Annotated in this window: 24 protein-coding genes and 2 other RNA genes; 17 read left to right on the top strand and 9 right to left on the bottom strand. The window is 50.3% G+C overall.

Features of this window, described 5'->3' with window-relative positions:
- Positions 1–76: 76 nt before the first annotated feature.
- Positions 77–1,435, bottom strand: a complete 1,359-nt coding sequence (locus NX720_RS14800; protein WP_262595575.1) for a sodium-dependent transporter — start codon at positions 1,433–1,435, stop codon at positions 77–79.
- 314 nt (positions 1,436–1,749) lie between these two features.
- Here NX720_RS14800 and smpB point away from each other — a divergent pair, with 314 nt between their 5' ends.
- Positions 1,750–2,229 carry an SsrA-binding protein SmpB gene (gene smpB / locus NX720_RS14795; RefSeq protein ID WP_262595574.1) on the top strand — a complete coding sequence of 160 codons (480 nt, stop codon included), beginning with the start codon at positions 1,750–1,752 and terminating at the stop codon, positions 2,227–2,229.
- 96 nt (positions 2,230–2,325) lie between these two features.
- Here smpB and NX720_RS14790 read toward each other — a convergent pair whose 3' ends face one another.
- Positions 2,326–2,685 (bottom strand): hypothetical protein, encoded by a 360-nt coding sequence (locus NX720_RS14790; RefSeq protein WP_262595573.1) that lies wholly within the window; start codon positions 2,683–2,685, stop codon positions 2,326–2,328.
- A 162-nt stretch (positions 2,686–2,847) separates the two neighbouring features.
- Between NX720_RS14790 and ssrA (NX720_RS14785) the strand changes: the two genes are divergently transcribed.
- Positions 2,848–3,212, top strand: a transfer-messenger RNA (tmRNA) gene (ssrA, locus tag NX720_RS14785).
- Between the two features lie 170 nt (positions 3,213–3,382).
- Positions 3,383–4,711 (top strand): ATP-binding protein, encoded by a 1,329-nt coding sequence (locus tag NX720_RS14780; RefSeq protein ID WP_262595572.1) that lies wholly within the window; start codon positions 3,383–3,385, stop codon positions 4,709–4,711.
- Between the two features lie 118 nt (positions 4,712–4,829).
- Here NX720_RS14780 and NX720_RS14775 read toward each other — a convergent pair whose 3' ends face one another.
- The 3 genes from NX720_RS14775 to NX720_RS14765 form a co-directional block, all read right to left on the bottom strand.
- Complete coding sequence (locus tag NX720_RS14775) at positions 4,830–5,066, bottom strand: hypothetical protein (RefSeq protein WP_262595571.1); 237 nt, start codon at positions 5,064–5,066, stop codon at positions 4,830–4,832.
- Positions 5,067–5,072: 6 nt separating this feature from the next.
- Positions 5,073–5,585: a hypothetical protein gene (locus NX720_RS14770; protein ID WP_262595570.1), complete on the bottom strand. Its 513-nt coding sequence runs from the start codon at positions 5,583–5,585 to the stop codon at positions 5,073–5,075.
- 461 nt (positions 5,586–6,046) lie between these two features.
- Positions 6,047–6,556 (bottom strand): hypothetical protein, encoded by a 510-nt coding sequence (locus NX720_RS14765; protein ID WP_262595569.1) that lies wholly within the window; start codon positions 6,554–6,556, stop codon positions 6,047–6,049.
- A gap of 237 nt (positions 6,557–6,793) precedes the next feature.
- Between NX720_RS14765 and gspC the strand changes: the two genes are divergently transcribed.
- The 13 genes from gspC (at position 6,794) to ssrA (NX720_RS14700) (ending at position 18,600) form a co-directional block, all read left to right on the top strand.
- Positions 6,794–7,660, top strand: a complete 867-nt coding sequence (gene gspC, locus NX720_RS14760) for a type II secretion system protein GspC (RefSeq protein WP_262595568.1) — start codon at positions 6,794–6,796, stop codon at positions 7,658–7,660.
- On the top strand, positions 7,657–9,831 hold the full coding sequence (gspD, locus tag NX720_RS14755) for a type II secretion system secretin GspD (RefSeq protein WP_262595567.1): 2,175 nt from the start codon (positions 7,657–7,659) through the stop codon (positions 9,829–9,831). Before gspC ends, gspD begins: the two co-directional genes overlap by 4 nt.
- Positions 9,809–11,329 (top strand): type II secretion system ATPase GspE, encoded by a 1,521-nt coding sequence (gene gspE / locus NX720_RS14750; RefSeq protein ID WP_262595566.1) that lies wholly within the window; start codon positions 9,809–9,811, stop codon positions 11,327–11,329. The genes gspD and gspE overlap by 23 nt, the downstream gene beginning before the upstream one ends.
- A 3-nt stretch (positions 11,330–11,332) precedes the next feature.
- The gene (gspF, locus tag NX720_RS14745; protein ID WP_262595565.1) at positions 11,333–12,559 is read left to right on the top strand and encodes a type II secretion system inner membrane protein GspF; all 1,227 of its coding nucleotides are present in this window, start codon (positions 11,333–11,335) and stop codon (positions 12,557–12,559) included.
- A 53-nt stretch (positions 12,560–12,612) separates the two neighbouring features.
- Entirely contained in the window at positions 12,613–13,065 is a 453-nt protein-coding gene (gene gspG, locus NX720_RS14740; protein ID WP_262565704.1) for a type II secretion system major pseudopilin GspG, read from the top strand.
- 8 nt (positions 13,066–13,073) lie between these two features.
- Complete coding sequence (gene gspH, locus NX720_RS14735) at positions 13,074–13,679, top strand: type II secretion system minor pseudopilin GspH (protein ID WP_262595564.1); 606 nt, start codon at positions 13,074–13,076, stop codon at positions 13,677–13,679.
- Entirely contained in the window at positions 13,679–14,044 is a 366-nt protein-coding gene (gspI, locus tag NX720_RS14730; protein ID WP_262595563.1) for a type II secretion system minor pseudopilin GspI, read from the top strand. Before gspH ends, gspI begins: the two co-directional genes overlap by 1 nt.
- Before the next feature lie 8 nt (positions 14,045–14,052).
- Positions 14,053–14,676: a type II secretion system minor pseudopilin GspJ gene (gene gspJ, locus NX720_RS14725; RefSeq protein ID WP_262595562.1), complete on the top strand. Its 624-nt coding sequence runs from the start codon at positions 14,053–14,055 to the stop codon at positions 14,674–14,676.
- Positions 14,676–15,659, top strand: a complete 984-nt coding sequence (gspK, locus tag NX720_RS14720; protein WP_262595561.1) for a type II secretion system minor pseudopilin GspK — start codon at positions 14,676–14,678, stop codon at positions 15,657–15,659. Before gspJ ends, gspK begins: the two co-directional genes overlap by 1 nt.
- Entirely contained in the window at positions 15,656–16,888 is a 1,233-nt protein-coding gene (gene gspL / locus NX720_RS14715; protein ID WP_262595560.1) for a type II secretion system protein GspL, read from the top strand. The genes gspK and gspL overlap by 4 nt, the downstream gene beginning before the upstream one ends.
- The gene (locus tag NX720_RS14710; protein ID WP_262595559.1) at positions 16,885–17,406 is read left to right on the top strand and encodes a type II secretion system protein M; all 522 of its coding nucleotides are present in this window, start codon (positions 16,885–16,887) and stop codon (positions 17,404–17,406) included. The genes gspL and NX720_RS14710 overlap by 4 nt, the downstream gene beginning before the upstream one ends.
- Positions 17,403–18,170, top strand: a complete 768-nt coding sequence (locus NX720_RS14705; protein WP_262595558.1) for a type II secretion system protein N — start codon at positions 17,403–17,405, stop codon at positions 18,168–18,170. Before NX720_RS14710 ends, NX720_RS14705 begins: the two co-directional genes overlap by 4 nt.
- A gap of 37 nt (positions 18,171–18,207) precedes the next feature.
- Positions 18,208–18,600, top strand: a transfer-messenger RNA (tmRNA) gene (ssrA, locus tag NX720_RS14700).
- A gap of 67 nt (positions 18,601–18,667) precedes the next feature.
- Here ssrA (NX720_RS14700) and NX720_RS14695 read toward each other — a convergent pair.
- Both NX720_RS14695 and NX720_RS14690 read right to left on the bottom strand, forming a co-directional pair.
- Positions 18,668–18,922, bottom strand: coding sequence for a Txe/YoeB family addiction module toxin (locus tag NX720_RS14695; RefSeq protein WP_262595557.1), 255 nt, complete (start codon positions 18,920–18,922; stop codon positions 18,668–18,670).
- A complete protein-coding gene (locus NX720_RS14690; protein WP_262595556.1) occupies positions 18,919–19,230 on the bottom strand; it encodes a type II toxin-antitoxin system Phd/YefM family antitoxin in 312 nt (103 codons plus the stop codon). The genes NX720_RS14695 and NX720_RS14690 overlap by 4 nt, the downstream gene beginning before the upstream one ends.
- Before the next feature lie 85 nt (positions 19,231–19,315).
- Here NX720_RS14690 and NX720_RS14685 point away from each other — a divergent pair, with 85 nt between their 5' ends.
- Positions 19,316–19,459, top strand: a complete 144-nt coding sequence (locus NX720_RS14685) for a hypothetical protein (RefSeq protein WP_262595555.1) — start codon at positions 19,316–19,318, stop codon at positions 19,457–19,459.
- A 149-nt stretch (positions 19,460–19,608) separates the two neighbouring features.
- Here the strand turns inward: NX720_RS14685 and NX720_RS14680 are convergent, their stop codons facing one another.
- Together NX720_RS14680 and NX720_RS14675 are read right to left on the bottom strand one after the other, a co-directional pair.
- Complete coding sequence (locus NX720_RS14680) at positions 19,609–20,514, bottom strand: methyltransferase domain-containing protein (protein ID WP_262595554.1); 906 nt, start codon at positions 20,512–20,514, stop codon at positions 19,609–19,611.
- A gap of 126 nt (positions 20,515–20,640) precedes the next feature.
- The gene (locus NX720_RS14675; RefSeq protein WP_262595553.1) at positions 20,641–22,074 is read right to left on the bottom strand and encodes a carbon starvation CstA family protein; all 1,434 of its coding nucleotides are present in this window, start codon (positions 22,072–22,074) and stop codon (positions 20,641–20,643) included.
- Between the last annotated feature and the right edge of the window lie 32 nt (positions 22,075–22,106).

Here is a 22,106-nt window from a genome sequence, read left to right as displayed (position 1 = left end):
TTAAATAAGCAAAGGCCGGACAGGATAACCTAATCCGACCTTTAAGGAACAACAACCTGAGCGCCTGCCTGCTCTGTTATATCAGCGCAGAAACCAGCACCACCAGTACACTGAAAGGAACAACAACTCGAATCAGCGCACGCCAGAGATTGAACATTCCAGTGTCCATAGACAGTTCGTTCGTCAGTACAGAACGCTTCATTACCCAACCCACAAAGATAGCAGTCGTCGCGCCACCCAGAGGCAACAGGATCAGGTCAGTAGCATCCGCAAACAGATCGAAGAAACCACGCCCCAGAATCTTCACCTCCGCCCAATGGTTAAAGGACAGAACATTAGCCAGCCCCACAAACCACACCAGGCCACCAATCAGAATAGTAGCCGCTACACGACTCATGGAGAAACGCTCAGTCACCCAGGCCAGACTTGGCTCAAGCAGGGAAATAGCAGAACTCAGCGCCGCAATACCCACCAGAGCAAAGAAAATAAAGCCCACCAGAGAACCACCGGACATGCTGGCAAAGGCTGAAGTCAGGGATACAAACAACAGTCCCGGCCCCGCGGAAGGTTCCATGCCATGAGCGTAAACAATCGGGAATACGATCAGGCCGGAGATAATCGCCATCAGCGTATCCAGAAACGCAACATTCAGAGCAGTACGGGGAATGGAGTTATTCGCTGGCATGTAAGCACCGTAAGCCATCAGGGCACACATACCCAGACTCAGGGTAAAGAACGCCTGCCCCATGGCAGCCACCACCGCTTTACCGGTCAGATTGCTGAGATTGAAGTCAAACATAAAGTGGAAACCGCGCATGAACTCGCCAGTGGCAAACATGCTGTAGCCCAGCATCACAATCAATAACAGGAACAGGGTTGGCATCATCACCTGCAGGCCTTTCTCCAGACCTTTGTGAATACCACGGGCGGTAACAAAAATAGTGATCCCCATAAAGACGGTGTGCCAGAAAGTCTGGCGCGAAGCGGACATCACCAGACCGTCAAACTCAGAACCGACTTCAGCAGGCGACATACCGGCAAAATGCCCCGTCAGCAATTCAAAAGCATAAGACAGGGACCAGCCTGCGATAACACTATAAAACGTCAGGATAACAAAGCCGGTCAGCATACCCAGCCAGGCAATACCGTTCCAGGCACGACTGATACCCAGATCACTGGTCAGCTTGCGCATGGCATTCAAGGGGCTCAGTCGCGTGCTACGACCAATGGCGGTTTCAGCCATCAGTAGCGGAACGCCGATCAAAACAATAAACACCATATACATCAGGACGAACGCACCACCGCCATACTGACCGGCGATGTAGGGAAATTTCCAGATATTACCAAGGCCAATAGCAGAGCCGGCGGCTGCCAGAATAAAGGTCCAGCGATTATTCCATGTATTTTTCGACGCAGTCGGGTTTTGTCCTGACATAAGATTCCTCAAAAACGTGCAGCATTATCGTCTTATTTGAATGTATCGCCCCGAGCCGGGCCTGAAAGGAAGTCACAGTCTGTTCGCAGATAGTGGGAAACTTTTCAAATCGTACGCAGTATAAATACGGAGCAAGTACAGTATTCTATCGGTTCACACGTAGCGCGCAAGGCTTTTTTCTACGCATTAAAGCAAAAATATATTTTTCATAGGTTTTTTAAAAAAAAACACGAAATTAAACTGCCTGCAAACATAAAACAACAACATTGACTCTCGCAACTGGTTTTATCAGTGAGTAACGTTATAATCCGCCCATGGCTAAGAAATCGAAAAAGGGCGGTAAGAGCGACTCCTCTATCGTCGTGAACAAAAAAGCTCGTCACGATTATCATCTGGATGAATCGTTTGAGGCGGGCGTCTCTCTTGCGGGCTGGGAAGTTAAAAGTCTCCGGCAGGGTAAAGTACAACTGGTCGACAGCTATGTATTGCTGAAAGACGGCGAAGCCTGGTTAATTGGTGCTCAGATCACACCGTTAAACACGGCATCAACCCATGTGATTGCCGACCCTCTGCGTGACCGGAAACTACTACTGAACAAACGCGAGCTGGCAAAACTGTTCGCTGAAACCCAGCAAAAAGGTTACACCTGCGTGGCTGTAAAACTGTACTGGAAACAACATCTGATCAAATGCCAGATTGCCCTGGCACGAGGCAAGAAAGAGTTCGACAAGCGTGCTGCCAATAAAGAACGTGAGTGGAACATTGAAAAGCAGCGAGTGATGCATCGCGGCTGACCTTCTTTTTCTGCCCTCCAAAAAAACCACTCAGGTTGATCGAAACATGAGTGGTTTAGGGTATGCAGAACAAACCGCCAACTATCGATTCAACAACTACCGATCCAATAATTGCTGAAGCATTCCCTTTATGTCGGACACATCAGTTTCCAGACGGGTGAAGCGAGCTTTGAGATCAGTAACCTCATGCCTCAGGTCGGCAACTTCACGTTTCAGATCAGACACCTCTGCCTCCAACTTAGCCTGACCAGCCTCCAACTTGGCCTGACCAGCTTCCAACTTGGCCTGACCAGCTTCCAGCCGATCCAGATGTTCAGCATTTTTCCTGCAGAGCTCATACACTTCAGCCTGCATGTTATTCCAGACTTCATGCTGATTATCATCTTTCATATGCAGTAGTTTGCGTATATGAAAAACTTCACTTTCCAGTTTTTCCAGTCTCATCTCTACGGACATGACACCGCCTTCTTATTAGTTTTCAGGGACATTGAGTATAGGCAGAATTGCTGAGCAACAACGGTCAACAAAGGCATTTTGTCACGCCATTTAATATAGCAAAATGAAATTACTTATTGACTTAAACCCTACTAAATGGAATAAACTGTCGTCAGGTTTTCCGGGGGCGATCAGGATTCGACGACGGTTACAAAACCTTAGGTGCATGTCGAGCGCGTAGCTGCTCTCGTTAAACCAATAGCTACAATTTTTAGTTGCAAACCAAGACAACTACCAAGGAGCTATGGCAGCTTAAACCCTGCCTCCTCCCGATCACTCCGGCTTGCCTGTTGGCTGGTACTGATCGCAAACGCAAACAGGATCGCCATGAAGTATGCCTGAGGCGGACTGGTTAAAACTTTTCAGGATCGCGTAGTGTCACCCTGACCGTTGGGTCGTTCTGCGTTAACCTAAAGACGGAATCTAAACATGTAGAGCCGAGGGCGGAGAATCGGCGGACGCGGGTTCAAATCCCGCCGCCTCCACCAATACGATCAAAGAGGGTTGAAGAGATTCAACCCTCTTTTTTTGTGCGTAAAAAACATAGCCTCAACATTAACGTATGGAAAAATATGAAACATCATATAAAGTCGTATGATAAAGTATGAAAATATAGAAATAGTCCTATAATAATTGCAAGTCGCTAGCATAGGCATTTATGGAAAGATTACTGACAAAACATCTGACTAACTGGAAGCAGAAGTCAGAACGAAAACCTCTCTTAATCGACGGTGCTCGTCAGGTTGGTAAGTCCTTCCTGATAGAATATGAATTTGGCAGGCAGCAGTTCAACCGGGTGCTGAAGCTGGACTTTCTGGCCAACCCAAAACTGTCACAGCTGTTTGCAGACAGCCTGATTCCGGCAGATATCCTCCTGAATATCGAACTCGAACTAGGGGTAGATATTGACGCCAGTACCGACCTTATCTTTTTTGATGAGATAGGTGAATGCCCCGGAGCTTTGAGGTCACTTAAATTTTTTGCAGAACAACGGCCTGATCTATATCTCTGCGCTTCTGGTTCCAATATCGGACTACTGGACTCTTTTCCGGTGGGCAAGGTGGAAATTCTGGAGCTATTCCCCATGACGTTTGAAGAATTTCTTATGGCATCTGATAGCCCAAAAATTCTTCAGCTTTTTCGGGAAGGCAGGCAGCTTCAGGCCGTCCATAACAAATTGTGGAACCTGTTGCTCGATTACTACTTTGTCGGAGGAATGCCGGAAGCAGTCTCAGCATGGTTTGGAAAACACCACGCACCGGACCTGACATCAGGAATCAATGAGCGCTGCGCAACCGTCCGCAGCATTCACGGAGAACTTATCGCCGGCTACTTGAGGGACTTTGGTAAATACAGTGGTAAAACCAATGCTCAGCACATTGAAAGAGTTTTTCACAATGTCCCACTGCAACTATCCAAAAATATCGATACCTCTGTTAAACGTTACCGGTTTAATGACGTTATTGAGAAAAAGCGAAGCTATCTTGATCTGAGCGGCCCAATAGAATGGTTGGAAAAAACCAAACTCATATCACGCTGCTACCCCATTCAATGTGAACCCCAGTCACCACTAGCGGCCTACCGTAAAGAAAATTTCTTCAAACTTTTTCTGTCTGATATCGGTTTACTGGGGTATATGCTGGATATCAGCTATCAGGAACACCGTCAGCAAAACCTTGAATACAAAGGCTACCTTGCCGAAAACTTTGTTCAAAATGAGTTAAGAGCTTCAGGATACTACCCCACTTACTCCTGGGAGTTCAGGCAGGCAGAAATTGAATTTCTGTTTAAAACACCTGCTGGTGAAATCGTTCCTGTTGAAGTGAAATCAGGCCGCCGGACACAGGCCAAAAGTCTGCGTTCGTACAAAGAACGATACAACCCCGGGCGGACAGTGAAACTGGCAGGCACTGTGGGCAGCAGTGAGGCAGAAAAGACCGATATAGTCTGGCCTTTGTATTATGCGGCCCGGTTAAGAACTCTGTGATTGTTCTACCGGGTTGCCAGGCTCCTGGCGCAAACCTCGATAGGAAAGCCGTTTGTCAGGTAGACATCATCCCGATCAGCACCCAGCATTTGAACCAGTCGCTCTGTAATCTTTTGCTTTACTGCCCAGAGGTTCGCTCTTTGTGATGCCCGAGCCACTCTCCAACTACCTCAATGGTAATTACCTCGCTATCACTCAGCTTGGGTTCAAAACCACGGGTGCGTATGGGGTCAGGGAAAAGCTTTTTGAACAAATCACCGACCAGACAATAAACATTGATGATAAACTCTTCTTCAGGCATGCCTGTCTCCGGATTTTTGCCAATCTGCAAATACTCAGATTTTGGTGTAGTCATGCCTTATCAAAAGTCAATAAAGTCGGTCTCCGCATTATTAAATAAACCGGCCACATCTTCTGCGGCACTCAGGCCTTTTTTAAAAAACTTCTGGTACATGGGGTTTACAAACAACTTTAAATTGTGTCCTGCTGGCTGGGAGATCGGCCCTAGAGTGATTGGGCTTACTTCATCAGGCATCGTTACCATCCCTATTACCAATGAATTTGGAATGCTGCATGGAAAGTTGACCTCAGCTATCTTTACGTCAGCTAATGAAGCTAAATCCCCTTCGTATATCCGAACATCTGTTAAAATACCTATGTCTGGCATATGGAAGCCAATCATACAGGTTGCGTCAATCAGGTAGACATAGCCAAAACTAGACGATGGTGTATTATGTTTGTCATACCTTGTGACATAATGAGATGCTATATAAACGCCAGCGCTGGTTGATACCCCGTAGTCTGCCGTACAGCCACTCCGATAGCCAGTCGCACGACGTAAGTAATCTACTGACTCAATCGGCTTAGGAAGCATAAAACCCTGTCTAAATACAATTTCGGGAGGTCTTGCGTCCCCTCTGAAGACGTATCCGCAAAACTGCCCATACATATTCACCTCTCCAAATATTGAACATCTGTGAAGTGTACGCGTAGTACCGGGTATGAGATTTGTATTATGGAACTTTAAAGGATTAGTGAGTTCCAGCACATCGTATTTAACACTGCCATCCGCCGCCCTCTTCATTAGACATCTCGACTCTCAAGTTTTTCACTGGCCGAATGAGCAGCATATGAATTCTTGCGCTTGTCTCGCTGCTGCCACTCAGACTTTACGGCTTCGCAGAGCCTTCATCGTGGCAACAGGAGGCTGGTCTAGCCAAGTTTGGTAGACGCAACTGATTTACACAATTTTCTCCTTTACTTATGCCTTTTCGTGCTCTGCTCTGTGCCACTTATTTTATTCAGGTTCGTGTACCTGAATTGTTTCTTTATCCATCACCGCACCAAAACCAGACGATCAACCATAAATGGCTGACCACTGTCAGATAACAGGTGCAGGCTCTGTATCCGGATACCGTTCACCGCCGCCAGCTCAGACAACCATTCAACCAACTGCTCAGGCTCACCCTGCAAAATACTGACATCGGCTTTCTGCCAGTTCGATTTTGTTATGGCGACACCCACCCCATGACGGTCAGCCTGACGGCTGATCAGTTCCCCCAGCGGCTCATCATAACTTTCAGAAAGAACAGCATGATCCTGCTGTTTTTGATTGATTCGTTCCAGCAGTACATTATTAAACGACTCTGCATTTATAGAAGAGGGAGAAACTGTGTCTGTCACCGATGATGAGTAAAAGAAGAAGATAAAAACAGCAGCCGCTGCCAGAATCAGAATAATAAGACGTGAACGAAGCACAGACATACCCGTCAGCTCATACAAAGGAAAACAGCGAGTATGCCGACTCTTTCGTTTAACCGCCAGTGATACTCCCCACCTTGTCAAGGGTTTACGGCGATCTGTTTAATAGAGCGCTGAAGACTTCACCCTGTCACAGTAATGTAACAAAAATTGATCAAACTTGAGCTTTCCTTGACTTATCTCATGACTGTTTTTTAGCAATTGTGTACCATGGTGTGGCTATACCCTCGCCCAGCAAGTTTGAAGGTTACAGACTGATAAAAATGAGTGTCCATGCCCATCGCATTTAAGAAAAATAAGCCTCTTGAATCAATATCTACAATGGCTTCCAAACTGACCCGGTCTTTTAATCTTTCCGGGCTCGGTTATCACAAGCTGATCCTTCTGTGCGAGGTATTCCTGGTCATTCTGCTGGCTCACCAGCTGGCAAAAGTCACCTGGCAGCTTATTCCTGTCGAAAACAGTGACTCTGGCAGCTGGAAAAGTCAGTCAGTGTCGTCTCAGCAGCAGGTTAACGGCAGTCAGGCTTACCCGGAACTGGCCAGCTTACACCTGTTTGGAACACCACCAGCACCGGAAGCCGAAACCGCCAACACCATTGACCCGGATTCAGTGCCACGCTCCAGGCTCAGCGCCCGCGTTACCGGCATCGTTGCCAGCAGCATTCCAGAACGCTCTCTGGCCATTATCAATTTCCGTTCAGCAGACAAAACCTATCGCATTGGGGATCGCCTGGCGGGTGCCAACGCCGAAGTGGTGGACATTTACCCGGACCGGGTGATTGTCAGAAACAATGGACAACATGAAGCCCTGCTGCTTTACCCCAACAGCCCTGACCAGAAAACGGCAGCTCGCCCAACCACAACGCCCAACAAGCCTTCAGAAAACCTTCAGCAGCTGAGTGCAGAGCTCCGAAACAACCCCACATCCATTGCTGAGCTAATCAGCATTTCACCAGTACACAGAGAGGGCAAACTGGCAGGCTATCGAATAAATCCCACGTCACGCCCTGATCTGTTCAGAGCCGCCGGTCTGCAAAATGACGATATAGCCCTGTCCATTAACGGCATCGACCTGACCAACAATACGGAAGCCATGAAGCTGATGCTGGAACTGCCAGACCTCGAACAGATTTCGCTGACCATTGAACGCCAGGGACAGATTTACCAGATCGACTTATCATCATGAAAAAAAGTACAGTACTTTTCAGAATGGCAGACGCCTTGCGTCGTTCACTGCGCCCAATCACAGCCGGCATCTTATTGAGCGCTGGTATTCTTGTCATTAACACGACGCTGGCAGGGCAGGCATTTGCTGGTGAATTTTCCGCAAGCTTTCAGAACGCCAAAGTTGAAGAGTTCGTCAACACCGTCAGCGCCAACCTCAACAAAACCATTATCATCGACCCATCGGTGCAGGGTTCCATCACCGTTCGTTCCTACGAAACCCTGAATGAAGAACAGTACTACCAGTTTTTCCTCAGTGTGCTGGAAGTCCACGGTTTTGCCGTGGTTGAACAACCCAGCGGCATTCTGAAAGTCATTCGGGACAAAGAAGCCAAAACCTCAGCGATCCGGGTACTCGATTCCGGCCAGCCAGGGGCTGGTGATGAAATGATCAGCTGGGTTATGCCCGTCAGGAATGTCCCTGTACGTGAACTGTCGCCCATCCTGCGACAACTGAACGACACTGCCGGTAATGTGGTGCACTATGACCCGTCCAATATCCTGTTGATGACCGGACGGGCTGCCAATGTCGAAAGGCTGGTTAAAATTGTTCAGCGCATTGATAACGCCGGTGGCAAAACCGTTGAAATTATTAATATGAAACACGGCTCTGCCAATGAAATGGCTCGTATTCTCAAAGCGTTGAGTACCGAGTCCGGGGGCAAAAGCCGCCTGTCCGGCAAACCTGCCATTGTCGCCGATGAAGTGAGCAATCGCCTGATTGTCTCCGGTGAAGCGTCTCAGGTGCTACGGGTTAAACACCTGGTATCCCGCCTGGATGCCGAGCAGGAAAGCACTGGCAACACCCGGGTTTTCTACCTGCGCTATGCCGTTGCTGAAGACCTGAAAGAAGTCCTTGAAGGCGTTGGACAAACCGTTCTTGCCGAGCAGACCAGCTCCCAGAACCCCACATCTCCCGGCACCAACTTCAGCATCAATGTTCATGAGCAGACCAACGCCCTGGTGGTCACCGCACAGCCCGATATGATGAGTGTGCTGGAAAGCGTTATCCAGCAGCTTGATATCCGCCGCGCCCAGGTGCTGGTTGAAGCCATTATCGTTGAAGTGGCTGACGGAGATGGCATCAACCTGTCGTTTCAGCTGGGCAGCGAAAAAGGCGGTCTGATGCAGTTCCAGAATGGTCAGACCGTGCCTATCGGTCAGATCATGCACGGCATCAAGAAGGCGGAAGGGGAGAAAGGCTCGGTCATTATAGACAAAGATGGTCGTAAAATTACTAACCCCGACAAACCCGGTGACTGGTCGGTTCTGGCAAAAGCCCTTTCCGGTGTATCCGGCGCGGCGTTCACAGCAACAGCAGGGGACTGGACCGCCCTGCTTCAGGCCGTTACCTCGTCGTCTGAATCCAACGTACTGGCAACACCCAGCCTGATGACGCTGGATAACGAAGAAGCGTCGTTTATTGTCGGTGATGAGGTACCCACCCTGACCGGTGCCACCTCCAGTGCTAACAACGATAATCCATTCCAGACCATTGAACGTCGGGAAGTGGGTATCAAGCTAAGCATCAAGCCCCAGGTCAACGAAGGTAATGCCGTCAAACTGAACATTGAACAGGAAGTGTCCAATATCAACGGTACGACACCGGTCGATATCACCTTTGCCACCCGTCAGGTAAAAACCTCGGTCATGGTGGGCAGTGGCGACACCGTGGTCATTGGTGGTCTGATCGACGAGAACGTTCAGGAAAGCGAATCCAAAGTGCCGTTGCTGGGCGATATTCCTTTTATCGGCCGCCTGTTCCGCTCAACCTCCAACACTGTCAGCAAACGCAACCTGATGGTGTTTATCCGCCCAACCATTATCCGCGACGACCACACCCTGACTGAAATCAGCGGCAGAAAATACAATTATATGCGTGCCCGTCAGCTGGACCGTGCCGCCAGTGGCATAGACCTGATGCCCAACGCACGCATTCCGGTACTGTCTGAAGATATGTCACCACAGGACATTCTGAAAGAAACCCGCCGACAGATGGACGAAGACAACAGCGTTAAACAGGCGAAGCGACTGGAAGAGGCCCGCAAGCTGATTGAGCAGGCGGAAGCCAGGCAGCTTAAGAAGAGCGCACAGAAGAAGGGCGAAGGTCATGACGCACAGTCCAACGGCTGAAGCCCCGGAGCAATCCGCCGGGCTGGCAGAGAAGGTCACCCTGCCCTTTTACTTTGCCCAGAAGTTCGGCGTACTGCTGGAACATAATGAAACCGGTGATTACCACCTGCTTTATCACGGTCTGCCTGAACGCCGAGCATTAAGCGAAGTACGTCGTTTAACAGCCAAACCGTTCACCGTTGAAAAGCTGGCAAACAGCGACTTTGATGTACGCCTTGCGGCTTTTTACCAGAAGGATTCATCCGCTGCCCGTCAGCTGATGCAGGATATTGGCAACGATGAAGGTCTGCAATCGCTGGCTGAAGAACTGCCCGACAATGAAGATCTGCTGGAAGCCGACGACGGTGCGCCAATCATCCGTATGATTAACGCCATGCTGGGTGAAGCCATCAAGGATGGTGCGTCAGATATTCATATCGAAACCTTTGAAAACAGACTGGTCATCCGTTTCCGGATAGACGGTGTATTGCGGGTAATTCTGCGGCCACAGCGCAAGCTGGCCGCCTTGCTGGTTTCCCGTATTAAGGTCATGGCGAAACTCGACATTGCTGAAAAACGAGTGCCACAGGATGGTCGTATATCTCTGCGCCTCGGGGGTCGGGCCATTGACGTGCGTGTTTCTACCCTGCCCTCCCGCCATGGAGAACGAATCGTACTGCGTCTGCTGGACCGGAGTAGCGTTCAGCTGGATATGACCAGCCTGGGCATGACGGCATCCATTCGTGACACAGTCAGCGAGCTGTTGCTTAAGCCTCATGGCATTCTACTGGTAACGGGGCCCACGGGGTCCGGTAAGAGTACGACACTGTATGCCGGTCTCAGCTCTATTAACAGCACCGAGCGCAACATCCTGACCGTTGAAGACCCGGTAGAATTCGATATAGAAGGCGTTGGTCAGACACAGGTGAACCCGAAAGTGGATATGACCTTCGCCCGTGGCCTGCGCGCCATTCTCCGTCAGGACCCTGATGTGGTCATGGTGGGCGAGATTCGGGATCTGGAAACCGCGGAAATCAGTATTCAGGCGTCCCTGACGGGTCACCTGGTGCTCAGCACTTTGCACACCAATACCGCCATAGGTGCTGTCACCCGAATGCGGGATATGGGGATTGAACCCTTCCTGCTGTCGTCCAGTCTGCTGGGCGTTCTGGCACAGCGACTGGTACGAACCCTGTGTCCGGATTGCCGTCAGCCCCGTGAACCTTCTACCAGTGAGCGAACCATGATGAGGCTGACTGACCATTCCCCGGCAACGGTTTGGGATGCTAAAGGCTGTGATGAGTGCAGCCAGCTTGGCTACCGGGGGCGAACCGGTATCCACGAACTGTTTCTGGTCGACGACAAAATACGAAACCTGATTCACGACAGTGCCGGCGAACAGGCTATTGAAGCAGAAATCCGCAAGCATACTCCGAGCATTCAACAGGACGGTTTCAGCAAAGTGCTGAAAGGTATTACCTCCATGGAAGAAGTGCTCAGGGTGACCAGAGAGGAGTAAGACATGGCTGTTTTTGCTTATGAAGCTCTGGATACCAAAGGCCGCAAGAAAAAAGGCGTACTTGAAGCAGACTCGCCCAGACTATTACGCCAGCAATTGCGTTCAGACGGTCTTGCCCCGGTATCCATTGAGCCAGCCACCGAAAAAACAAAAACCGGACGTCGTTCATTCTCCATCAACCTGTTTGCAAAGAATGCGACACCGGCTGAAGTTTCGCTATTGACACGCCAACTGGCGACCCTGGTCGCCGCCGCCATTCCGCTGGAAGAGTGCTTGCAGGCACTGGCTAAACAGTTACAGAAAAGCCACCTGAAAGCCATGATCACGGCGATTCGCTCAAGGGTACTGGAGGGTCAGACACTGGCCGACAGCCTTGCCAGCTACCCCAAAGCCTTTGATCGCCTGTACCGGTCCATGGTCGCTGCCGGTGAAAAGTCCGGTCATCTGGATGTGGTACTGGAACGCCTGGCTGACTACAGCGAACAGCAGCAGCAGATTAAAGGCAAACTGATTCAGGCCATGATCTATCCGGTCATCCTGACTGTGGTAGCCATTGGTGTGGTTGCAGCCCTGCTGGCAACGGTGGTTCCCACGGTGGTTGATCAGTTCGCCCACATGGGTCAGGAACTGCCGGATATGACACTGGCTCTGATTGCCATGAGTGATTTTGTACGGGGCTATGGCCTGCATGTTCTGATCACCATTATGGCGTTGCTGGTTATACGACAAAGGATTCTTACAAAACCGAATCTTCGCCTGGCACACGACAGACTATTTCTAAAACTACCGGTAGCGGGAGATGTCTCAGCGGGCGTGGATACGGCACGTTTTGCCCGAACCCTGAGCATTCTCACCACCAGCTCGGTCCCTTTGCTGGAAGGTATGAAGGTCGCCAGCGATGTACTGATTAATGCGCATATCCGTCAGGCACTGCAAGAAGCCTCCGAACGGGTACGGGAAGGCTCCAGCCTCTGGACCGCACTGGATAAGACACAATTGTTCCCCCCGATGATGCTGCATATTATCGCCAGTGGTGAAAAATCCGGCGAGCTGGAACAGATGCTGGCGCATGCAGCCGATGCACAGGACAGACAGTTTGAGTCTCAGGTAAACATTGCTTTAGGTGTTTTCGCCCCGCTGCTGATTCTGCTTATGGCGGGCATGGTGCTGTTTATTGTGATGGCGATTCTGACGCCAATGCTGGATCTTAACTCGCTTGTCAGTGGTTAAAGCAAGCGATTATAAACAACTATCGTCTTATAAAATGGACTAAGGAAAAAATTATGCGTTCAAAAATCCAACGGCAAGGACCGGTGCATAAAAAACAGTCCGGTTTCACCCTGCTGGAAATCATGGTGGTGATTGTGATTCTGGGGGTTTTAGCCAGCTTTGTTGCGCCTAATGTTATCGGCAACAAGGAAAAGGCGGATAAGCAGAAGGCGGTAAGCGATATTGTCGCCCTGGAAAACGCTCTGGATATGTACCGACTGGACAACAACCACTACCCGACCACCCAACAGGGGTTGGAAGCGTTGATTTCCAAACCAACGGGTTCTCCGGAGCCTACCGGCTACCGTTCCAATGGCTACATCCGTCGTCTGCCAAAAGACCCATGGGGTAACGAGTACTATTTGCAGAACCCGGGTCAGTACGGTGAGATTGATATTTTCTCCGCCGGCCCTGATGGTCAGCCTGGCACCGACTCTGATATCGGTAACTGGGACCTGCCTTCCTGATACGAGCAATGACTGTAAGGCATCACCACAAAGGCTTCACACTGCTGGAAATTATGCTGGTTCTGCTATTGCTGGGACTGGCTACCTCGGTGGCGGTGCCCAGGATCACCTTTAACAATGGCAGTGCAGAACTACAAAGAGCCGCAGAACGTTTTGCCGCCCTGATCGAAACCGCCCATGAAGAAGCCATTATCAGTGGCCGCGACTTGGGCGTGGTGATTAACGACAACGACTATGAGTTTGTGCAGTTTGGCGAGGACGGCTGGGTCGCAATAACCCATGATCGCCTGCTGCGTCAGACCACGCTTGAAGACAGCTTCCGAATGCGTTTTACGCCGGGTGAAACGATCTGGCACTCGTCGCTGCAACAGCAGCAACAGGACACTCTGCTGGAAGACTGGTTCTCCAAACCTGAAAAGATGAAAGAACCCGACCTTTATATCTGGTCATCGGGCGATATGACACCGGCAGAGATTGTTTTCAGCCTCCAGTCTTCCCACTCAGGCAGCCGTTCAGAACGTTCAGAAAGAGTGACATCCAGTCGACTTCCGTCGTTTACCATTCAGGTTGAAGAAACCGGCGACGTGCATTTTTCCGGAGACAGGCCGTCGTGATGAATCAAAAAGGCTTTACCCTGCTGGAAGTGATGATGGCACTCGCCATTCTTGCCATTGTCGGCATCAGTGTTACCCGTACCGTTGGTGCAAATGTCAGCAATACGCTTTATATGCGACAGAAAACCATCGCCCGCTGGGTGGCGGATAACGAACTGACGACGATTCGCCTGGAACATCAGTGGCCTAAGGAGAGTTGGGAATCCTATACCGTTGATATGGCAAACAATGAATGGCATATCCGCAAACGCAGTGTCAAAACCACCAACGACAATTTCCGCATGGTTCAGGTCGAAGTCAGGAACCAGAAAGACGACAAGGCCCCAGCTCTGGAAACCCTGCAAACGTATATGGTGCGTCAGTGAAGCGGTCTGTGAATAAGCGGCCGGGAAAACGGCAAAAAGGCTTCACTCTGCTGGAAATGCTGGTAGCTATCGCTATTTTCAGTCTGCTGACTCTGAGTGCCCGTCAGTTATTTATGAGCGTTATCGACGCCAAAGAGATTACCCGTTCAAATCTGCAACGACTGAAAGAAGTGGAACACACCATGCTGGTGCTGGAGCAGGATTTCCGGCAGCTGGTTGACCGGGGTGTCCGTACCGATGGCTATGTATCGACTCAAAGCCTGTTTTCCGATGACACGATGCTGAATACCGATGATCAGGCCATCGCTTTTGTTCGCAGTAACTGGCGCAACCCTGCACAACAACTGCCCCGCTCTGAATTACAGCGGGTTTCCTATCGCCTGAAAAGCCATCGCCTGGAACGTATGCACCACCCGGTACTTGATCCATTAGAAAATGCCGAACCCGTGAACCGGGAACTGCTGGACGGTGTGAACAGTCTGAAGTTTCGCTTTTTCTATAACAGCAAATGGCACAATACATTACAAGACAGTGGACAACTGCCTGAAGGTCTGCTGATTGAAATGGATCTACAGGACCTGGGTAGAATTGAACGTCGCTTCCTGCTACCTGAGCAGTGGGAGAGCGCCTGATGAAGCTGCCATTGATTACCAGGCATAAGCAACAACAGGGGGTTGCCCTGTTGAGTATCATGCTGATCCTCACGCTAATGACCCTGATAGTGGCGGAAGTAACCTTTTCTTACCGCAACCAGCTGCGTAAAACCACCGGACGACAGCAGTTAGAGCAAGCCCGCTGGTATGCGCTGTCGGCTGAAGAGTTAGCTATTCGGGTTCTGAAACAGAGTTTTGACGACGATGACGGTGTTATTCATCTTGGTCAGTACTGGGCAAAGGAAGGCATGGTGTTCCCGGTTGAGAATGGCAGTATTGCTGGCGAGATTCGCGATTCTCAGGGCTGTTTTAATGTAAACGCCATGAATGTCCCCGACAATACGGATGGTTCAGCGCCTCTGGTCGTGGAGAGTTTTTCTTACCTGCTGGAACAGCTGGGAGTCAGTGCCAGTGAAGCCATAAACATTAGCTGGGCGACCAGGGACTGGGTTTACAATGGCGAAAACTACACCCAGTACGGCGATGACCACTATATGTCCCGTCCGGTGCCTCATCTTGCCGGACAGACTGCCATGCGGGACGTCAGTGAGTGGCGAGCGGTAGCCGGGGTTTCCCGGGGCGTTGCCTTGCGGGCGCTGCCTTATCTCTGTGCCACACCATCCAGTGAACTGAAAGTTAATGTTAATACCATTCCCGCAGATCAGCCTGAACTACTGACAGCGCTGTATAAAGGCGACCTTCCCGTTGATCAGGCACGAAACGTGCTGGAACAACGCCCTGTCAATGGCTGGGGTACAGTGGATGAATTTCTGAGCAGTTCCCTTCTGACCAATTACAACAGCAGCAATGTACGATCTTTGCTGACCGTTAACAGTTCTTATTTTGAATTACGTGCTAACAGCGAATTTGCCGGAACACGTACAGGCTTACACAGTTTGCTAAGACGCAATGACGACAACAGGCTATCGGTTGTCCGTCGTAAATTCGGTGCTTTTTTATGACAAGCGACCCTTTGAACAGTAATACCATAAAACAACCGTCAACAGGCGGCACCGCTAAAAACCTGCTGGTTATTCGTCTGCCTCTGTCAACAGACGACGCTGTTTACTGGTCTACAGACAGTGATTACGGTACGACATCAGTTGCAGAGCTTGGTGAACTGAAGCAACTGACCAGCACCCATCGCTGTAAAATTCTGGTTCCCGGTGAAGCCGTTGGCCTTCATGCTGTGGAGCATTCCGGCAAACTGAACCGAACCATGCTGCAAACCCTGCCCTGGCACCTTGAAGATGACCTGGCTGCGGAAGTGGAAGATATGCATTTTGCCCTGCTAAGCCACAGCGATGGTAAAGCTTATATGGCGGTTGTCGCCAAATCTTTAATGGAGCAGTGGCAGGCATGGCTAATTGATGCAGATATCAATAGTCGGCAATGGTTACCTGATAGTCTGTCTCTGCCGTTTACTGGCGATGAATGTGCGGTATTGGAATTAAATGACCAGTATCTGGTTCGTACCGGAGAGTGGCAGGCTGCCGTTTGTGATCCGTCCTGGCTGCCACTTTATCTGGAAAGCCTGCATTCTGAATCCGATGACGTAAAGGTTCGGGCTCTCAGCCCAATGCCGGATGACACAGAGATTCAGGCCGATGCGCTTCATCATGAAAATGCTTTACAACCTCTGCTTGAGCCCGCAGCCCGGAGTTCCCTGAACCTGCTGCAAGGTGACTACCAGCCGGAATCTATGATTATCCGCCACCTGAAGCCCTGGCGAACCGCTGCCGCTCTGTTGCTGACCACCTGTACTTTTATGCTGGGCGTCAATATGGTCAGTACTGCCAGACTGGAAAGCCAGGCAGATGCCCTCAGAGCCGAGGCTTACGCCATTTATAACGATCTGTTCCCCGGTGAACGGTTGGTTCGCCTGGAGTACTCTCTTCAACAGAAACTCAGTGCCTTAAAGCAGCCCGGTGACCAGAAAAAAACGGGGCTGCCAGCCTTGCTGAATGAACTGGCTCCGACGTTTAAATCGGAACCGGCCTTAAAGCCTGTGCAAATGGACTACGACCACAGTCGTCAGGAGTTGCGCATGAGCGCGGAGTCGGACTCCTTCAATACGTTTAGCCGTTTTCGTGAACAAGCGCCTGCCTCCGTTTCCGTTACCGTGCAAACGGTTGAGCAACAGGAAGAGGTGGTAATCGGTGCGCTGGTGATCAGGAGTAACGACCAATGAGTCAACGAGGCATTCAACAACTGAACCAACTGTCACAGCAGGCAAAAGCCTACTGGAGTGGTATTTCAGCCCGGGAACGTCAGCTGATTGCCATTGCGGCTCCCTTATTACTGGTGTGGATTGTGTGGATGGTTATTGTCCAACCCGTGCAGGACAAGCATGAACAGGCACAACAGGATGTTATGAAGAATCAGCAAATGCTTAACCGGGTAAAAAGCACGGCCGCCGAAATTCTGCGGTTGCAGGAAAAAGGCGCAGTGATCACTGAACGCCCGAACAGTCCGCTGGATCAGTTAATTAATCGTAGCGCCAGTGAGCATGGTTTGCGCGTGACGGGTGTGCGGACACAGCAGAACCGTTTGCAGGTCAGCCTGGCTAATGCCTCTTTTGATCAGCTGATGGGCTGGCTGGTTGAGCTTGAACAGGGCAGCAGCGTGGTGATTGAGCAACTGCGTATTGAACAGACCCGGCTACCCGGCATTGTCAGCATTGAACGTCTGGAGCTGAGTGAAGGATGAAGATTAAAAAGATTGTTGGGTTAACCTTCACGGGTCTGCTGGCCTGGGGATTCTTTCTGGTGGTCAACCTGCCCGCTGCTTTTGTTTACCAGATGGCTCCGGTGCCGGACAATGTCAGTGCCAGTAATATCAGCGGTACGGTCTGGTCCGGGCAGGCTGGGGAAGTGACGGTGAATAGCGTTACCCTGACCTCCGTGAACTGGGACATCAAGCCATCTGCTTTGCTGGGACAGGCGATTGAAGCTGACATTACGGTGGGGGATTTGCAATCACCGGTGTCAGCAGAAGCCACGGTTCGGGCGACCACCTCTGAAGTCAGCCTGACTGACACCACGGTTGATGTGAGCGCTCAATGGTTGCAGTCCCGGTTCCCCATGCCTGATTTTGTGGTTGTGGACGTACTGGGCAACATCAATCTGGACGTTCAGGCAATGAGCTTTACTCAGGAGGGTTGCCAGGATCTTGATGGTCTGGTCGCTTTGCAGCGCAGCAGGCTGAACAGCCCGTTTGGCGGTGTTCGTCTGGGTGATGCCGGCGCACGCCTGAGCTGTGAAGCCGGTACTCTGACCGCTTCGGTTAATCAGTCTTCCAGCGACATCGCCACAGAAGGGCAGTTTACCCTGCGCCCGAACATGAGTTTTAACCTGGCTGCCACCCTGACTCCGGGTGAAGAGTTGCCAGACCAGATGAAACAGGGACTGGAGTTTCTGGGTCAGCCTGAAGGCGACAATGCTTACTCTCTGCGTTTTTCTGGCAGACTCTGATTGCGATTCGCCTCTGTCTGCTCTATAAATAGGGGACGGGGGCGATTCGGATTCGACGACGGTATCAAACCCTGAGGTGCATGCCGAGGGCGTAGTGGTTCTCGTTAATCAAAACACTACAAACCTTTTAGTTGCCAATCAAGACAACTACAACGAAGCTCAGCTGCAGTTTGCAGCTTAATCGTACTTAAACACTACGAAGCTTCCAGTCTGTCCGGTTCGTTCGCTGGCCGGTTTTTCAGACTGTCACCGTAAGCGGACTCGCCACGTTCAGCAGTTCTCTGGCTGACGGGCTAAAACCAGTGAGAATCGCTTTGTAAAACCCCGACCACTGGGTCGTTACGGAGTTAAATTTAAAGGTGGATCTAAGCATGTAGAGCCAAAGGTTGCGAATCGGCGGACGCGGGTTCAAATCCCGCCGCCTCCACCAATACGATCAAAGAGGGTTGAAGAGATTCAACCCTCTTTTTTTATGTCTTTAGTATGAGCCCCATAACTCAGTAATGATAGCGGCACTGGGCAATAAAAATCGCACTGTCTGTAACTTTGTAAACCAACCTGTGTTCCCTGTTAATGCGCCGTGACCAGTACCGAGACCAGTTGTGCTTCAAAGGTTCAGGATCACCCAAGCCTGTAAAGGGCTGGCGCTGAATATCCCGAATCAGAGTATTGATGCGCTTAACTACCTTTTTATGGGTATCCTGCCAGTAGAGATAGTCGCTCCAGGCAGTATCCGCCCATGACAGGATCATTCGTCGATCAATCCGTGATCCGTGGATTGACCAGACTCAATCTGATGAATCGCCTCGCTCAGACGCTGGGCATTTTTCGGGCTTGCCATCAGGTAAGCGGTTTCCTGAAAAGCGTTGTAGTCTTCAACCGACATTAACACAGCTGGTTTGCCATTCTGCCGTGTGACAAGCACTGGTTTGTGGTTGTCGTTAACCCGGTCAATGGTTCGGGCAAGGTTACTGCGAAAATCGGAGTAGGTCATTACGTCCATAAGGTGTATCTCCATGTTATGGGCACAAGTCAGGCGTACACGTTTTTTTAACTGCATTCATTGTACGTATACTTGTACTTATCGACCAATAACAAAAAGAAATAATAAGTCAGCCTCCCTGATATTTGCTTGATTTGATAATGTGGGTTATGTGGTTGCGCTGCGTCAGGCCAGCATCCCTATTGGAGTGTTAATGGGCGTATTCTGGCTTCATGAAAGCGCTCCGGCACCCAAGCGCTGTGGCGTTGTGCTGTTGCTGCTTGGGCTGGTTATGATTAGCCTGTGATTGAGTCCGGCATATTACTGAGTATTTTTTGAACAAAAATAAAATCATGCCAGACGGAGTCGAGTCTGCGGAACTATCCAAAAAATGATCACAAAGTTATCCACAGATGGTGTGAATAACCTTGTAGGGGAGAAGTTATGAACAACTTGTTATCTTGCCGAAATCAGATGGTATCGAAGCAATCCCCGGTGTTGCATCCAGCGAATAAACCAGACCAGCAGACGGAGGCGAATCCAAACCTTTGAGCGGGTTACTGAAGATAGTTGCCCGTAGTGCTGAGAAAACCAGAAACAGAAGCCAGAAAGGACGTCTTCGCTGATATCGGTCGTCTGGACTTCTTCAAAGCCACAGCGGTTCAGCATGGATTCATAAACCTGTTTCACATACAACCCCTTTACAGGGATGCCACAGGTTCTCGCCATCAGAGTGACCAGTCGCTGCTCAAAGCGGTCTTTAAAAGGCCGGGCCAACATCATATCGGTTAAAGTCACTGAACCACCCTGACGCAGCACCCGTCGAGCTTGTTGAAAAAACGCGTTCTTGTTTTCCATATGGTAAGCACAGTCCAGAGCCAGGACTTTATCGAAAGAGCCTTCTTCAAGGCGCTGCATAATCGAGACACTGCCACGCTCAAGATTTAACTGGCTGAAGTGACCGCAGTAGTGATGTGCGTCAGCAAGAATTCGTTCAGATTCTGTAGCCGCTGTAAGAGCTTCAACCTGGTAGTAGTCCAGCCAGACCAGTAACTGGTCATAACTGGTAAAGCCCATATCCAGCACTTTGTCCTGATTCGACAGGCAGGCTTTGTCGGCCAGTAAACCTGCGAGCTCTGAAGAAGCCTGACGATAGCTGGCAGTATCGTGCCAATAACCCAGAAGACGCCAGCGGGAAGACGTGGAAACACCACTATTAAGAAGCCACTGGTCAGCAATAACACCCTTTTCAGAGCGAGAAGGGATCCAGATACGAACCAGTAGCATGATGATCTGGGATAATAAGCCGGACATCACCAGCCAGGTGATACCAGCACCCAGAAAAAAAGACAGTATCGCCATAAGATGCAATTATTATTTCCTTGATTTATACACGACAGTGACGCACAAGGCATTATTCGCCCGACTACTCACGGATAAATCATAGAGAGATCAACAGGCGAATACCAGATTATTGTCGTCTTCAAATCACTGAACTATTTCTTCCCTTTGCTGGCGCTTTCCAGAAACTTTAAGAATAAACAACAGACCTGAAATCAGGGCAACCAGTAAACCGACAGGCCAGGCCACTGTCGAAGATACTGCAAGACCTTCAGGAGCCATCAGAATATAGGTTGAACACACGCCGGTCATAAACACAGCCGGAGCCAGAGGAATCCAGAAGTTTCTGTCCTGAGTGACCATATAAACGGCAGCTGTCCACAAAACAACGGTAGCCAGTGCCTGGTTGGAAAAGGCGAAATAACGCCAGATAATTGAAAAGTCGACCAGCGTCAACAGGTAGCCAGCCAGAAAAACCGGAACTGCCAGAACCAGACGGTGGAAGATATGAATTTGACGGATGTTCAGCATATCAGCAAAAATCAGTCTCAGGCTCCTGAACGCCGTATCACCAGAGGTAATCGGACAGGCAATGACCCCCAGGATGGCCAACATACCGCCAAGGCTGCCCATCAACCCAATAGCCACTTCATTGACCACCAGTGACGGGCCGCCTTTATCCAGAACTTCCGACAGTCCTTCAATACCATCCGGAAAAAAGGCCATGGCCGCAGCGGCCCAAATCAGCGTTACGATTCCTTCGGCCACCATTGCACCATAAAATATACGCCGACCAACGGTTTCATTGGGAATACATCGCGCCATCAAAGGTGACTGAGTCGCATGAAAGCCACTGATGGCACCACAGGCTATGGTGATACACAGCATCGGCCAGACCGGCAAACCGGCAGGGTGGTTGGAAGCCGTTCCCACTTCTGGCACCGGCAGGTCATTGATGACCAGCATGACAGCAATCCCCACCGCCATAAATAACAGCGCCACCGCAAACAGCGGGTAGATTCTGGCAATCAGCTTGTCGACCGGCAGAATGGTGGCAATGAAATAGTAACCAATAATGACAGCCAGCCAGAATGACTTGTCCGCCAACACACCGTCAAAACCCAGATTGCTCAGCAATGAGGCAGGCCCCACCATAAAGACCACTCCGACCAGCAGCAGCAATACAATGGACATAATCCTCATAAACTGCCGAACCCGTGAGCCAAGATAAATACCGACCACTTCCGGAATACTCTTGCCCTCGTGCCGAAGCGACATCATGCCCGAGAAATAGTCGTGCACCGCACCGGCAAAAATACAGCCAAAGACAATCCAGATAAAAGCTGCCGGGCCATACAGCGCGCCCAGAATGGCACCGAAGATAGGACCAAGCCCGGCAATATTAAGAAATTGGATCAGAAAGATTTTAGGCCAGCTTAAAGGAACAAAGTCAACACCGTCTGTTAACTCATAAGCGGGTGTTGCGCGGGCAGGGTCAGCACCAAACGCTTTTTCCACCACCGAGCCGTACAAGGCATACCCCGTCAACAACGCCAGTAAGGCACATCCAAAACTCATCATAACCAGAACCTCCGGAATACATAAATGAAGGC

The sequence above is a fragment of the Endozoicomonas euniceicola genome (genome assembly GCF_025562755.1).
Classification (GTDB): domain Bacteria; phylum Pseudomonadota; class Gammaproteobacteria; order Pseudomonadales; family Endozoicomonadaceae; genus Endozoicomonas_A; species Endozoicomonas_A euniceicola.
Note: the sequence above shows the minus strand (reverse complement) of the source record. Positions and strands in the feature narration are given on the sequence as shown.

Excerpts from the sequence above, each read along its gene's own strand:
- NX720_RS14800 (WP_262595575.1), bottom strand. The coding sequence starts at position 1,435 with ATGTCAGGACAAAACCCGACTGCGTCGAAAAATACATGGAATAATCGC.
- smpB (WP_262595574.1), top strand. The coding sequence starts at position 1,750 with ATGGCTAAGAAATCGAAAAAGGGCGGTAAGAGCGACTCCTCTATCGTC.
- NX720_RS14790 (WP_262595573.1), bottom strand. The coding sequence starts at position 2,685 with ATGTCCGTAGAGATGAGACTGGAAAAACTGGAAAGTGAAGTTTTTCAT.
- NX720_RS14780 (WP_262595572.1), top strand. The coding sequence starts at position 3,383 with ATGGAAAGATTACTGACAAAACATCTGACTAACTGGAAGCAGAAGTCA.
- NX720_RS14775 (WP_262595571.1), bottom strand. The coding sequence starts at position 5,066 with ATGACTACACCAAAATCTGAGTATTTGCAGATTGGCAAAAATCCGGAG.
- NX720_RS14770 (WP_262595570.1), bottom strand. The coding sequence starts at position 5,585 with ATGCTTCCTAAGCCGATTGAGTCAGTAGATTACTTACGTCGTGCGACT.
- gspC (WP_262595568.1), top strand. The coding sequence starts at position 6,794 with ATGGCTTCCAAACTGACCCGGTCTTTTAATCTTTCCGGGCTCGGTTAT.
- gspD (WP_262595567.1), top strand. The coding sequence starts at position 7,657 with ATGAAAAAAAGTACAGTACTTTTCAGAATGGCAGACGCCTTGCGTCGT.
- gspE (WP_262595566.1), top strand. The coding sequence starts at position 9,809 with ATGACGCACAGTCCAACGGCTGAAGCCCCGGAGCAATCCGCCGGGCTG.
- gspF (WP_262595565.1), top strand. The coding sequence starts at position 11,333 with ATGGCTGTTTTTGCTTATGAAGCTCTGGATACCAAAGGCCGCAAGAAA.
- gspG (WP_262565704.1), top strand. The coding sequence starts at position 12,613 with ATGCGTTCAAAAATCCAACGGCAAGGACCGGTGCATAAAAAACAGTCC.
- gspH (WP_262595564.1), top strand. The coding sequence starts at position 13,074 with ATGACTGTAAGGCATCACCACAAAGGCTTCACACTGCTGGAAATTATG.
- gspI (WP_262595563.1), top strand. The coding sequence starts at position 13,679 with ATGAATCAAAAAGGCTTTACCCTGCTGGAAGTGATGATGGCACTCGCC.
- gspK (WP_262595561.1), top strand. The coding sequence starts at position 14,676 with ATGAAGCTGCCATTGATTACCAGGCATAAGCAACAACAGGGGGTTGCC.
- gspL (WP_262595560.1), top strand. The coding sequence starts at position 15,656 with ATGACAAGCGACCCTTTGAACAGTAATACCATAAAACAACCGTCAACA.
- NX720_RS14710 (WP_262595559.1), top strand. The coding sequence starts at position 16,885 with ATGAGTCAACGAGGCATTCAACAACTGAACCAACTGTCACAGCAGGCA.
- NX720_RS14705 (WP_262595558.1), top strand. The coding sequence starts at position 17,403 with ATGAAGATTAAAAAGATTGTTGGGTTAACCTTCACGGGTCTGCTGGCC.
- NX720_RS14695 (WP_262595557.1), bottom strand. The coding sequence starts at position 18,922 with ATGATCCTGTCATGGGCGGATACTGCCTGGAGCGACTATCTCTACTGG.
- NX720_RS14690 (WP_262595556.1), bottom strand. The coding sequence starts at position 19,230 with ATGCAGTTAAAAAAACGTGTACGCCTGACTTGTGCCCATAACATGGAG.
- NX720_RS14680 (WP_262595554.1), bottom strand. The coding sequence starts at position 20,514 with ATGGCGATACTGTCTTTTTTTCTGGGTGCTGGTATCACCTGGCTGGTG.
- NX720_RS14675 (WP_262595553.1), bottom strand. The coding sequence starts at position 22,074 with ATGATGAGTTTTGGATGTGCCTTACTGGCGTTGTTGACGGGGTATGCC.